The 12,169-nt window shown below is 55.9% G+C and carries 12 protein-coding genes; 3 read left to right on the top strand and 9 right to left on the bottom strand.

The genetic code is table 11. The features are described from left to right. Positions 1-3: 3 nt before the first annotated feature. The 3 genes from thpR to pepV all read right to left on the bottom strand — a co-directional run bounded on the left by thpR (position 4) and on the right by pepV (position 3,383). A complete protein-coding gene (thpR, locus tag IC803_RS02765) occupies positions 4-582 on the bottom strand; it encodes an RNA 2',3'-cyclic phosphodiesterase (RefSeq protein WP_081208098.1) in 579 nt (192 codons plus the stop codon). Further along, the gene (gene malA / locus IC803_RS02760; protein WP_081208096.1) at positions 579-1,775 is read right to left on the bottom strand and encodes a maltose permease; all 1,197 of its coding nucleotides are present in this window, start codon (positions 1,773-1,775) and stop codon (positions 579-581) included. Before malA ends, thpR begins: the two co-directional genes overlap by 4 nt. Before the next feature lie 195 nt (positions 1,776-1,970). Then, complete coding sequence (pepV, locus tag IC803_RS02755) at positions 1,971-3,383, bottom strand: dipeptidase PepV (protein ID WP_081208094.1); 1,413 nt, start codon at positions 3,381-3,383, stop codon at positions 1,971-1,973. Positions 3,384-3,628: 245 nt separating this feature from the next. Between pepV and IC803_RS02750 the strand changes: the two genes are divergently transcribed. Then, positions 3,629-3,850, top strand: coding sequence for a DeoR family transcriptional regulator (locus IC803_RS02750; RefSeq protein WP_008880936.1), 222 nt, complete (start codon positions 3,629-3,631; stop codon positions 3,848-3,850). Positions 3,851-3,949: 99 nt separating this feature from the next. On the opposite strand, the gene IC803_RS02745 is transcribed toward IC803_RS02750, so the two are convergent. Then, positions 3,950-4,690: a pseudouridine synthase gene (locus IC803_RS02745; RefSeq protein ID WP_081208092.1), complete on the bottom strand. Its 741-nt coding sequence runs from the start codon at positions 4,688-4,690 to the stop codon at positions 3,950-3,952. Positions 4,691-4,794: 104 nt separating this feature from the next. Here IC803_RS02745 and IC803_RS02740 point away from each other — a divergent pair, with 104 nt between their 5' ends. Continuing rightward, the gene (locus tag IC803_RS02740; RefSeq protein ID WP_063164960.1) at positions 4,795-5,007 is read left to right on the top strand and encodes a hypothetical protein; all 213 of its coding nucleotides are present in this window, start codon (positions 4,795-4,797) and stop codon (positions 5,005-5,007) included. Between the two features lie 112 nt (positions 5,008-5,119). Here the strand turns inward: IC803_RS02740 and IC803_RS02735 are convergent, their stop codons facing one another. Continuing rightward, on the bottom strand, positions 5,120-6,748 hold the full coding sequence (locus IC803_RS02735) for a putative polysaccharide biosynthesis protein (protein WP_081208090.1): 1,629 nt from the start codon (positions 6,746-6,748) through the stop codon (positions 5,120-5,122). 114 nt (positions 6,749-6,862) lie between these two features. Between IC803_RS02735 and IC803_RS02730 the strand changes: the two genes are divergently transcribed. Further along, on the top strand, positions 6,863-8,167 hold the full coding sequence (locus IC803_RS02730) for a BaiN/RdsA family NAD(P)/FAD-dependent oxidoreductase (protein ID WP_081208088.1): 1,305 nt from the start codon (positions 6,863-6,865) through the stop codon (positions 8,165-8,167). Positions 8,168-8,316: 149 nt separating this feature from the next. Here IC803_RS02730 and IC803_RS02725 read toward each other — a convergent pair whose 3' ends face one another. From IC803_RS02725 to IC803_RS02715, 4 genes are all read right to left on the bottom strand, one after another. Further along, complete coding sequence (locus tag IC803_RS02725; protein ID WP_008880941.1) at positions 8,317-8,496, bottom strand: sporulation protein Cse60; 180 nt, start codon at positions 8,494-8,496, stop codon at positions 8,317-8,319. A gap of 204 nt (positions 8,497-8,700) precedes the next feature. After that, the gene (locus IC803_RS02720; protein WP_081208086.1) at positions 8,701-10,344 is read right to left on the bottom strand and encodes a M4 family metallopeptidase; all 1,644 of its coding nucleotides are present in this window, start codon (positions 10,342-10,344) and stop codon (positions 8,701-8,703) included. Positions 10,345-10,578: 234 nt separating this feature from the next. After that, positions 10,579-10,707, bottom strand: a complete 129-nt coding sequence (locus IC803_RS18325) for a hypothetical protein (RefSeq protein ID WP_255396840.1) — start codon at positions 10,705-10,707, stop codon at positions 10,579-10,581. 15 nt (positions 10,708-10,722) lie between these two features. Then, positions 10,723-11,997, bottom strand: coding sequence for a helix-turn-helix domain-containing protein (locus tag IC803_RS02715; RefSeq protein ID WP_081208084.1), 1,275 nt, complete (start codon positions 11,995-11,997; stop codon positions 10,723-10,725). Positions 11,998-12,169: the final 172 nt, after the last annotated feature.

Below are 12,169 nucleotides of genomic sequence, written 5' to 3'. Positions count from 1 at the left end.
CCGCTATCGGTTGCCCTCTGCCGGTGCACCAAGCAGCGGGAACGAGGCGATCACTTCGTATTTCGGCGTCTGATCCATATTCGTCCGGTACAACACAATTTCCGGCACCGAAAACACCGCCGCAGCCGCCGGAAGCGAGTCGAGCGTTTCCGGTTCAAACGGCTCGGCGCCTTGCCATTTGCGGGCGATCGTAATGTGCGGAGCAAACGGCCGCCGGTCGAGGGAAAAACCGAGCGTTCGGCACGCCTCATACACATCGCACCGCAGCGCGTCGAGCGCTTTCTCCGCTTCGACCCCTTGCCAAAAAATGCGCGGCGCCGTGCGCTCCCCGAACGTCCCGAGCCCGGCAAGCCGAAGGGAAAACGGAGCGCAACGGGCGGAGGCCGCCGCCACCGCTTCGCATAGCGGGTCCATTTTCTCCGGCGGCACATCGCCTAAAAACGCAAGCGTAATATGGTAGTCTTGCTCATGCACCCACGTACGGAACGGGAGCCATGATGCCGTATCGTCCGCAAAACGGCGAATGGCTTGTTTGGCCTCCGCTGTCAGCGGGACGGCAATAAAATAATGGCTTCGTTTCATTCTTTCTCACCTGCCGATTGATCGTCTCGTTCTAGTTTAGCAAGCCAAAGCAGCACGAATACGCCGGCGAGCGTGCACGCGCCAAAAAACCAATACACCGCGCCAATCTGCCACCGCTCAAGCAAATACCCGCCCAACAGCGTACAAAACCAAGCGCCAAGACCGTTGCTGACCGCCGAGTAGAGGGACACCGCCGTCACTTGCACCCGCTCCGGCGCCAGTCGGCGAGCATAGTGGAGCGCGGTTGGAATCGACAATCCGACGGAACACCCTTGCACAACCGTTGTCATATAGACAAACCAAAGCGGTGGATCGACAGCGTATGAAAGCCAGCGGGCCGCCGACAGCAGCGCAGCCAAAATGAGCAAGCGCGCCATGCCGAAGCGGCGGATGAGCCGGTCCGCCGCTTTCATAAACGGCGCCTCGCTTCCGGCTGCAAGCAAAAACGCGAAGCCGATGCCGGTCAGCGTGCCGCCGAGTTCATGAATCAACAGCCCGAAATACGAGTTGTTGGCCAAAATCGGGCCGAACAATAAAAACGTCGCCGTCAACAACAGCCGAAACGGGCGAATCGAAAGCAGCCCGCCGATGTCGCGCCGCGTCAACCGCCCCGCCGGCACCGCCGCCTGATAGCGCGGCAGGCGGGCAGCCAGCACACCCGCGACTAACAGCGCAACTGAAAACGTATAAAAAATGGCCGCAAACGCGGTATGTTCGGACAGCCAACCGACGACCAACACCGCCACAGCAAAGCCGAGCGACCCCCACAGCCGAATCGCCCCGTAGTTTCCGCCCTGTTCGTGCACATGGCGAAGGGCGAGGCTGTCCGAAAGCGGAACGATGGCGCTCTGTACGACCGAAAGGAGCACCGTCAACGCCACAAACGCTTCATAGCTGCCGGCGAATGAATACATAAGCCCGAACAACGCCGCCAAAACAAGCGTTATTAGTAACATCCCGACCGGTTTGCGCGTATAGTCGGTCGCCATGCCCCAAAGCGGCTGAGCGGCCATCGTCACGATCGGGGTGAGCGACATAATCCAGCCGATGGCCGTCCCCGGCAGGCGCGCCTCTTCCTGCAAATAGACCGACAAAAGCGGAAACAAGGCGCCAAAGGCAAAAAAGATCAGAAAATAAAAGAGGGGAAACACCGTTTTTCGCGCCGCTGCCTCCCGTTTTAAAGCCGCCTCCATCCCGTTCTCCCCTTTCCTCGTCAAAGCACTGCTGTCCCGCGGGGCAGCCCCATGTTCATTGTTCAGCCGTTCCTAAAAAGAAGGAATGGTTGCGATCCGCCATTGTTTCTCAAATGAAGAAATCGGCTTCATTCTTTTTGATTTCTCACCAATCGAGCAAATTGGTTGCTTTTCATCAACCTTCCAAGGAGCGATTTATTTCGCCAGCTCGTAGATCGCCTGCGCGTAAATGGCGACCGCCTTCACTAAATCGTCGATCTCGGCATATTCATCTTTCTGATGGGCGACATCAGGCCGGCTCGGAAACAACGGGCCGAACGCCACCCCGGCTTTGAGCGCGCGGGCATACGTACCGCCGCCGATGGCCAACAGCCGGCCCGGCTCGCCGGTTTGTTCTTCATAGACGCGTTGAAGCGTGCGAATCCATTCATGATTTGGATCGACATAATGCGGTTTCGTATCATGGAAGCGTCCGAGCGTGAGGCCGCGCCGAGCGGCAACGCCGGCCAACGTTTGGCGGATCGTTTCGCCGTCGGCCGTCACCGGATAGCGGATGTTGAGCCCAATGGTTCCGCCTTGCTCACGATCGTATGACAACACGCCGACATTCACCGTCAGCTCGCCGCTCGGCTCATCCCGATACGCAAGGTGGAGTTTTTGGCCGCGCGTGTCGCCAAAAAACGCGGATGCCACAAACCGGACAAACGGCTGGCTGCGCCCATCAAGCGGAAGGCCCGCTAAAAATTGCGCCAAGTAGACGCCGGCATTTTTGCCGCGCTCCGGCTCGGCGCCATGGGCGGACACCCCTTCTAGCGTCAGCGTCACCGTTTCACCGCTATGGCGAATGTTTCCGTTTAATCCGCATTCCCGGCAAAACCGCTCATAACGGCTGGACCATCCCTCGAGCCCGGCTCCCTCGACGACGGCTTCAGCCGCATCGGGCACCATATTGTAACGGCGGCCGGCTTGAAATGAACGGAGCGTCATTTCCCCCGTTTCTTCGCTTCCCGTCGGGCGATAGCGCAAATCGGCATCAATAATCCCTTTTTCTGCGTAAATAATCGGAAAATCGGCATCGGGAACAAATCCGACGTCCGGCATGTCTTCACGCTTGAAATAATGGCCGACACAGCGCCAATCGCTTTCCTCATCGCCTCCGATGATGAGCCGCACCCGTTTGCCAAGCGGCAGCCCGAGTTCTTTTACGATTTTCATCGCGTAAAACGCGGCGACAGTCGGCCCTTTATCATCGATCGCTCCGCGCCCGTAAAGGCGGCCATCCTTGACTTCGGCCGCAAACGGATCAACGGACCACCCGTCTCCAGCCGGCACGACGTCAATATGGCCGAGCACGCCGACGAGCTGCTCTCCTTCTCCCATTTCGATATGCCCGGCATAGCCGTCGACGTTTTTAATGCGAAATCCTTCTTCTTGACCGCGAGTTAACATGTAATCGAGCGCTTCCGCCACCTTCGGCCCAAACGGCGCCCCCGGCCGCGCCCCGCCGTCATCGCGGACGCTCGGAATGCGGACAAGCGCTTGCACATCGCGGACGAACTTGTCTTTCCGCTTCCGCGCCTCCTCGATCCAGTTGATGTTCAACGTCATTCTTCCTTTCTTTTTGCTCTTTGTTGCCAACGTATCACATTGAAAAAGGGAAGTCAAAGTTTTTCGTTTGTCACAACTTCGTTTCATTTTCGCTACAAAAAGTTTAAATTTTTCGTGAATAAGGGCAAACGGGTAGCATTTTCCCAGCCATTTCGTGTACAATGGTAGTAAACAGATAAAGACATCTCTCATCTAAAAGCTGTCGGTTGTGCCATGCGAATGATGCTAAGATAGGGAGTGGTCTTTTGAAACCTTCAACACACCGGATGCTTACTCGCATCAAATCCGTGTATATGTACATTAGCGAAAAAGGAACGGTTACGACCCAAGAACTTGTTGATGAGTTCGGCACCACCCCACGAACGATCCAGCGTGACTTAAACGTGCTTATGTACAACGATCTCGTTCGCAGCCCGAGCAAGGGCAAATGGACGACCACGAACAAAAAAGTGCGTATCTCTTCTTAAAACCGGTGCCAACAAGGCAAAACGGGATGAGAGATGGATGCGGAACGTCTTTTCCTAACGAACGAACATCCCTTACTTTTCCATAAAAAAGGAACCTCCTCAGGTTCCTTTTTTTTCGTCCGCCCGATATTGCTTCAGCCTCTCCACCTCTTCATCCGTCAATTCCCGATATTCGCCGGCCGCCAAATCCGGATCGAGGGAAAGCGGCCCCATTTGCACCCGCTTCAAATAAACGACCCGCTTGCCGACCGCTTGAAACATCCGTTTCACCTGATGAAATTTCCCTTCCGTAATCGTCACTTCGACATCGGAACGCGGGCCGGATTTCAGCACAACGAGCTCGGCCGGCTTCGTTTCATAGCCGTCATCGAGCACAACGCCGCGCCGGAACGCCGCCACATCGTCATCCGTCACCTCGCCGTCAATGACGGCAAAGTACGTTTTCGGCACATGTTTTTTCGGCGCCAGCAGCTGATGGGCGAGCTGCCCGTCGTTCGTCAGCAGCAGAAGCCCTTCCGTATCTTTGTCGAGCCGCCCGACCGGAAACGGAGCAAACAGCCGGTCTTCCTCTTCAAGCAAATCGACGACCGTCTCTTCCACGGCGTCTTCCGTCGCCGAGATGACGCCTGGCGGCTTGTTCATCATCAAATAAATGAACGGCTTGTACTCGACCGTTTCTCCCCAAACGGTTACCGCCTGTTCGTCCGGCCGCACTTTCGTTTTCGCATCATGGACAGCAGCGCCATCCACTTTCACCGCGCCGGACTTCAGCAGCTTTTTCACTTCCTTCCTCGTCCCGTAGCCCATATGGGCGAGGAGCTTGTCAATGCGCAGTTCCACGAAACTCCCTCCTAAAATCTTCCTCATATTTGGGCGTTTATCTAGTCCGCTTTTGCCTCTTCACCATACACTATGAGGGAATCATGCAGAAAGGGGATATGCCGATGAACGAGTATTACTATTATGTCCCGACGTTTGACGATTACCGTCAACAGCCGCCAGCCGGCCAATTCTGGCCCGGGTATCCCGGCGGGCAGTTTGCCAACTGGGCGCGCCGCATCGAACGGCTCGAGCGGGCTGTCGAACGGCTCGACCGGCGGCTCGACCGGGTGGACAGCCGCCTCGACCGCATCGAGCGCCGGCTCGGCCTCTCGTAAACCGATCGGAAAGAAAGAAGGCGGGCGGCAAGACCGCCTTCTTCTCATTACGGCAACCAATCCGCAGCTGCCAAAGAGGCGGCGGCAAAACCAAAAAGCCGACCAGCAAGGCTTATGACACGGCCTTTTTCTCTTTCTTGCGCCGCCAAAAAGCAAACCGGTCGCCAAATAGCGCGGAAAACAGCCCGGAGCGAATGCTGAGAAACAAGTACACCGCCGCGCCGGCCGCTGCGCCAATCGCGGCAACAAACACCGACTCCGCCGTGCCATCGCGATAATCGACCCACCGCCCGACCAACGCCGAAACCGCCATCACGGCCAATGACATCAACGCCGTCAAAATGGCCATAAACACCGTCCGGCGGAGGACAAAGCGGTAGCGGTAACGGGTGTACCGTTGAATCACCCATAGGTTGAACGCCACCGAGACGAAATACCCGGCCATCGTCGCGACGATGGCGCCAACCGTCGCCCATTCCATAATGAGCAGCGTGTTCAGCGACAGTTTCACAAGCAAGCCGGCGGCTAAACTGACCACGGTAAACCGCTGCTGGTTAATGCCCTGCATGATGGCAGCTGTCACGGAAAATAACGCGTACAAAATCGCTGCCGGAGCGTACCAGCGCAGCACTTGTTCGCCGAGCGGGTCATAGCTGTAAAACGAGCTGTACATCGGTCCGGCGAGCACCGCCATGCCGATCACCGCCGGCATCGTTAAAAACATGAGCACTTGGAACGTCTGGTTCAAATATTGCCGCAACGCTTTCCGGTTTTGTTCGACGTGCGCTTTCGTGATCGTCGGAATGAGCGCCAAGCTGAACGAAGTCGCCAACGTCACCGGGATGATGACGAGCTTTTGCGCCCACATATTGAACACCGAATACGCGTGTTCCGATATGCTTCCCAATCCGGCGGCGGCCATCGCATGGTTGAATGTAAACTGATCGATGAGCTGGTAAAGCGACATCGACAAACCGACAAAGACGAACGGAATCGAAGAAAGGAGCAGCTCCTTATACATCGCCGGGAGCGACACGCTCACTTCGCCGCGGTCGCGCTCAAGCAAAGAACGCAAATGCGGACGCCGCTTCCACCAATACACAACAAGCACCAACAGCCCGCCGACGGCGCCGACAAACGCGGCAAACGTCGCTGCGCTCACCGCGGTGACGATCGAGCCGTCCCAAATGCGCAAAATGACATAACAAGCCCCAAGCAAAAAGGCAATGCGCACGATTTGCTCGACGACTTGCGACAGCGCTGTCGGCCCCATCGACTCATGCCCTTGGAAAAAGCCGCGGATCAAGCTCATCATCGGCACGATGATGAGCGCAAAACTGACGGCGCGAATGACGGCAACGACGTCATCAACCGAGTTGACGTTTGTTTCCGCATCGATGACATGCGGGGCCAAAACGGGCGCCAGCCCGTACAAAATGAGCCATGAGGCGACGCCGCTCGCCAACATGAGCACAAGGCCGGAGCGAAAGAGCGTATAGCCGACGCGGTATTCCTCAAGGGCATTGTATTTTGACACAAATTTCGATACGGCGACCGGCAGCCCAGCCGTCGCCAAACTTAAAAAAATTTGGTACGGCACATAGCCGTATCCATACAGCGCCCCGCCGCGCTCGCCGACCAGGTGGTAAAACGGAATGACGTAAAACAAGCCGAGAAGGCGGGAAATCATCACGCCAGCGGTTAAAATAAATGTGCCGCGCAGCAGTTTCGATGTTGACATACGATCCCTTCCCTAACCGTGGACGTTGAAAATGGCAACATTCCTATTTTATCATAGTTGGCAACGGAACGAAAAACATTGTCTATTTGCGGACAACGAAAGGGTGGAATGCATATGGGGTATGACGTCATCGTCATCGGCGGCGGCCCGTCCGGACTCATGGCGGCGATCGCTGCAGGGGAACAAGGAGCGAGGGTGCTGCTGTTGGAAAAAGGGACAAAGCTCGGGCGCAAGCTCGCCATTTCGGGCGGCGGGCGCTGCAATGTCACAAATCGGCTGCCGATCGATGAAATCGTCCGCCACATTCCCGGCAACGGCCGCTTTTTATACAGCGCCTTTTCCGTATTTAACAACGAAGACATCATTCGCTTTTTTGAACGGCTTGGCGTGCCGCTGAAGGAAGAAGACCACGGCCGCATGTTTCCAAAAAGCGACAGCGCTCAATCGGTCGTCAAGGCGCTCGTGAACGAACTCGGCCGGCTTAAGGTCGATATCCGGCTTGAGACGCCGGTTGACGACGTGTTGTATGAACAAGGAAAAGCAGTCGGCGTCAAGCTGAACAGCGGGGAGACGATCGCCGCCAACGCCGTCGTTGTTGCGGTCGGCGGCAAATCGGTGCCGCAAACCGGCTCGACGGGCGACGGTTATCCTTGGGCGGAAAAAGCCGGCCATACGGTGACTGAGCTGTTTCCGACCGAAGTGCCGATCGTATCGAACGAGCCGTTCATCCAAAACCGGACGCTGCAAGGGCTGTCGCTGCGCGATGTGGCGCTCAGCGTCTTAAAGCCGAACGGCAAACCGATCATCACCCACCGGATGGACATGCTGTTTACCCATTTCGGCATCTCCGGCCCGGCCGCTCTCCGCTGCAGCCAGTTTGTTGTGAAAGCGCTGAAAAACGCCGCCGACGGCGCCGTCGCCATGAGCATCGATGCGCTGCCGGACGTCACGCAAGAAGAATGGTTTCGACGCTTGGCCAAATTATGCAAAGAGGAGCCGAAAAAAGCGGTGAAAACCATCGCCAAAACGGTGCTGCCGGAGCGGTACGCCGCCTTTTTGCTTGAGCGAAGCGGCATCGACCCGCAAGCGGCCGCCGGCACGGTAAGCCATGAGGCATTGCGGGCGTTCGTCCGCTGCTGCAAACAGTTTACGTTTCACGTCCATGGCACGTTGTCCATCGACAAAGCGTTCGTGACTGGGGGCGGGGTGTCTGTGAAAGAAATTGAGCCAAAAACGATGGCGTCCAAATGCATGGACGGGCTCTATTTTTGCGGCGAAATTTTGGACATCCACGGCTACACGGGCGGCTACAACATCACCGCCGCCTTGGTGACCGGGCGGCTCGCCGGCATGAACGCCGCCCGCTATGCGTTGGCGGCCAAAGGGGGGAATCGAACCGCCGGCGCGGGCGACCGTTGACGGACCGCGCGCCAACCCGGTGAACGGGCGAAGCTTGACAGCCAACTGGCCGCGCCAACAACCCCGACCCCTTTTTCAGCTGCCTGCCGCCGGGGCAGCGCGGCAAATGATCGTTCATGCGTTGCAACGTTGCGGGCGGCTGCGGTCCGTTAAGTGCGGTAAATGACCATGGCGGAAAAGCAGTAAATTTGCTCGCCTTCTGACTCCATCGCCGCCACGCTGTATTTGACATCAATCAGCTGCCCGTCTTTCAGGCGAGCTAAAAAATCGTTGACAGCCGCCTCTAAATCTTTTTCATGTTCCTTATCGAAAACTTTGACTTTATACATGCCGCTCCTCCTGTTTTCTTTTCTTTTTCCACAAGGGGAGGGAAAGTCCTGCCTGAAAAAAACAAAAACGAAGGTGTCCCATATTGAAACGGGACACCCCTTCTTCTCACGATGACACGCGCGCCGAACACTTCCTTGAGGCCGTGTCTCTTTCGAAAGCGAAACAGCGTTTTTGGGATGAATCATGCGGTGCAGCCGGCCGCCTCAATAGACCCCAACCGCATTGAACGCCTGTTTCACTGAGTTCACTTCTTGGCTTGTCGAGCCGTACAAGTCAGCGGCGGCCTGAATGCAGGCGGCGCGCAGCTGGCTGAAGGTTGACGTCGGCGTCAAATAGTAGATGAGCGCCCGATAGAAAATTTTCCCCATTTTGTCGCGCCCGATGCCAGTGACACTCACGTCGTAGTGGGTTCCGCCTTGACTGAGCAAATACGCCGCCTTATTGATGATGCCGCTGTTCGTATGGACGCCGCCGTTATCTTGCGTGCCGGTGTACCGCTTGGAATAATGATCCGGGTCGCCGTATTTCGCCGGATCGGACATCGAGCGAAGCGCATCGCCGGTGATCCCAGGCGTGTAAATGTCTTCGCCGATCTCCCAGTCTGGGCTGCGGTTGGAATAAAACTCCACGAGCGTGCCGAAAATGTCAGACATCGCCTCGTTGATGGCGCCGGATTCGTTTTGATACACTAAGTCGGCCGTGTAATCGGTCACCGCGTGGGTCAACTCATGAGCGACGACATCAATGCCGCCGGAAAACGGCAAAAACGTTTGTCCATCTCCATCGCCGTACACCATTTGTGATCCGTTCCAAAACGCGTTATTGTAGCCGCGCCCATAATGAACCGTCGAACGAATGGCGGCGTTGTTGCCATCGTAGCTGAGCCGGTTGTGGACGTTTTTGTAGTAGTCATACGTCACCCCGGCGTAATAGTGGGCGTCCACAGCGGGAGCATCGTAACTGGCGAAAAACTGGTTGTCGGCATCGGCCCACAAGCTGCCAGGCAGCACGGTGCGGTTACGCCCGTCATACGTAAAAATCCCTTTGCCGCGCGTATTATCTTGCAAATAGTAATAGCCGTAAGACGAAGAATACGTCGTATTGATCGATTTCTGGTCACCCAATACGCCGCGCCCGACCCCGACCGTCGACGTGCCCGCAACAGCTTGCCCGCCGCCCGGCTTCGCTTCGTCGAGCTCGTTCCATTTATTTAGCACCGCACCGTCGGCGGCGTCGATAATATACATCCAATTGCCCGGAACCGGATCTAAAAAGCGAACGTTCACTTCATAGGCGAGGCGGGCTCTATCGCCGTTCGCATAGATAACGAGCCGCGCCGGGTCCCCTTCCTCTTTCACCGGCCGCTCTTTCGTGATTGCATCGACGACGTCCTGTTCAGCGATCGTTTCCGCTTCCCGCACCGAGATCGTTTTCCCTTTTTTCCACAGCTGCTTCTCCAAGTCCGGGATAAGGGCGCCGGAGAGCGCTGTCAGTTCGCCGTCTTTGACGTGCGCCACCACTATGGCGCCGTACACCGGAATGCCTTGATGGCGCTGTTCAAACCGCATGATCGTGTGGCCGAGATCATCCGTCTCCTTGCTAATCAGAGCGAGCCGTTCCGCCGCGCGGCCGCCGAGGCGGAACATGGCCGCTTTCTCATCGATATAGCGGTACACCAATGTTTGTGGATCCAATTCGTGATCTTTGGCCAGCGTTCCGGAAACAAATGAAGGCGTCTTCCATTGTTCATTCCATACAACCGATTCGTTTTTCGGCGCGGCGCCCGCTGGCGCGGCCATCAAACCGAGCGCCAGCCCAATCACCCCTAGCATGGCCCGTTTTTTCATTTCCCCTCTACCCCTCTCTCAATATTCATACTATACTTCATATTATGAATTTTAATAGAATAGTGGCGTTTTCGGTATTGGGAAAATGGGACAAGGAGGGGTGGGTTTACTGCATGGTGCGCTTTTCATTTTTCTTCATTCACATCGTTTTGCCTATGTCTAATGGAATGAACGCGTCGCTGATTCGAAAACGCCCCCGCGTTTTCGATCCGCCCTACTTCCGTCGAACAGCGGTTAAAGAGCGATCACGGTCGGCGGCGGATGCTCGTCTTTCGCCGCTTCTTTCACCCCGGCCCCGTGGGCGAATGCGGATGCGAGGCCGAGGACAGCGAGAGCGACGACAAGAACCATTCGCTTTTTCACACCCTTCACCTCCTTTCAGGCGCCGGTTCGTTTTCGCAACAGCTCACAGCTTAATCGGTAATAGTGGGACGCTTGCTTGTATTGGCGGCCGCGGGCATAATAATCAGCCAAATATTCGGCATATTGAGCGGCATCTTCGTATTCTTTCCGCTTTTGAAAATAAGGAATCGCCTCATGCTTCAGCAGCCGTTCGAGCTCCTCCCCCTCTCCAGCGAGCAGCAGCCGATAAACGGAAAAATGCAAATAATATTCATAGTGGTCAGCCATGCCGCTGTCGGTTTGCCCGAGCAGCTGCCACCCTTCCTCGGCGGTCGAAAGCGCCTTGCGATAGTTTTGTGCGGCGTAATGCTCGCGCACAAGCGCCAACAAGGTAATGAGCCGATCGGCAAGCGGGGCGTCCGCCTTATATACAAGGCTGTGCTCATAATGCTGCACCGCCTCGCGGTACTGCTTTTTCATCGCCTTCAAGTGGCCGAGGTTATGCTCGACAATGCCGATGAGCAATCGATCGTCAGCAAGCCGTGCCGCCTTTTGCGCCAGCAGGCAGCAGTCGATCGCTTTGTCGATTTCGCCGCAGCGGCGGTAGCAAATCGCCAGCAACACGTGGCATTCCGCCCCGCGGCGCAATTCATATTCCGCCTGACTGAGCGCCAATGCCCGCTCCGTGTAGCGGATGCATTGGAACACTTTCCATAACCGGCTGTATGAGAGCGCTAACAAATAAGCCAAATCAGCCTCTTCCCAATTCGGACGCCTCTCCGCTCCCAATAACCCTTCCGCTTTTTGATAACATTGCAAAGCGTCATCATATTTTTCCTGGCAATAATAGAGGAGTCCAAAAAATTTCCAATAATAATAGCGCATCGACTCGTCAAGCACTTCATACCAATCCTGCACGCTCCGCGCCGCCGCTTCGGCCCCTTTGCTATCGCGCAGCAGCAGCAAATACCGAATGCGCATCAGCTGAAAATACACCGTTGCCTCAGCATCGCCGGATTCGCTGCATTGTTTTTTGACGGTTTCATACTTTTCCTTAGCGGCCGGCACGTCTTTGTCCGTCATCGCCTTATACCATGCCATCACCGATTCAAACCATGAGTATGTGTTCCCGCTTTCGCCCCAATGAATGCCCAGCCGGCGAAACAACAATTCAAGCACTTCTCCCCCCGGAATGACTTGATTGTTTTCAATTTTCGACAAATAGGAGACAGAAATAATGCCTTCCGCCGTTTCTTCTTGCGTCATTCCTTTCATCAGCCGGGCAAACTTCAAACGGTCGCCTAGTTTCAACGATAATCGACCCCTTCGGTCTTATTTTACTGAAAATTATATCTTTTTCTGACTGCTCCTTCCATCACCCTTTAGCACTAAACAACAAAAAAAGCGGCATGGCCGCTGTTGCCGGCCATGCCGTTGTTCTTTCGGTGAATATACGCACCTGAGGCTTCCTTTTTCCTCACAA

Origin of the sequence: Geobacillus sp. 46C-IIa (assembly GCF_014679505.1) — a bacterium.
Taxonomy (GTDB): domain Bacteria; phylum Bacillota; class Bacilli; order Bacillales; family Anoxybacillaceae; genus Geobacillus.
The sequence above is the reverse complement of the archived record's forward strand: the minus strand, read 5'-3'. Positions and strand labels throughout refer to the sequence as shown.

Excerpts from the sequence above, each read along its gene's own strand:
- thpR (WP_081208098.1), bottom strand. The coding sequence starts at position 582 with ATGAAACGAAGCCATTATTTTATTGCCGTCCCGCTGACAGCGGAGGCC.
- malA (WP_081208096.1), bottom strand. The coding sequence starts at position 1,775 with ATGGAGGCGGCTTTAAAACGGGAGGCAGCGGCGCGAAAAACGGTGTTT.
- pepV (WP_081208094.1), bottom strand. The coding sequence starts at position 3,383 with ATGACGTTGAACATCAACTGGATCGAGGAGGCGCGGAAGCGGAAAGAC.
- IC803_RS02740 (WP_063164960.1), top strand. The coding sequence starts at position 4,795 with ATGAACGAGTATTACTATTATGTCCCGACGTTTGACGATTACCGTCAA.
- IC803_RS02735 (WP_081208090.1), bottom strand. The coding sequence starts at position 6,748 with ATGTCAACATCGAAACTGCTGCGCGGCACATTTATTTTAACCGCTGGC.
- IC803_RS02730 (WP_081208088.1), top strand. The coding sequence starts at position 6,863 with ATGGGGTATGACGTCATCGTCATCGGCGGCGGCCCGTCCGGACTCATG.
- IC803_RS02725 (WP_008880941.1), bottom strand. The coding sequence starts at position 8,496 with ATGTATAAAGTCAAAGTTTTCGATAAGGAACATGAAAAAGATTTAGAG.
- IC803_RS02720 (WP_081208086.1), bottom strand. The coding sequence starts at position 10,344 with ATGAAAAAACGGGCCATGCTAGGGGTGATTGGGCTGGCGCTCGGTTTG.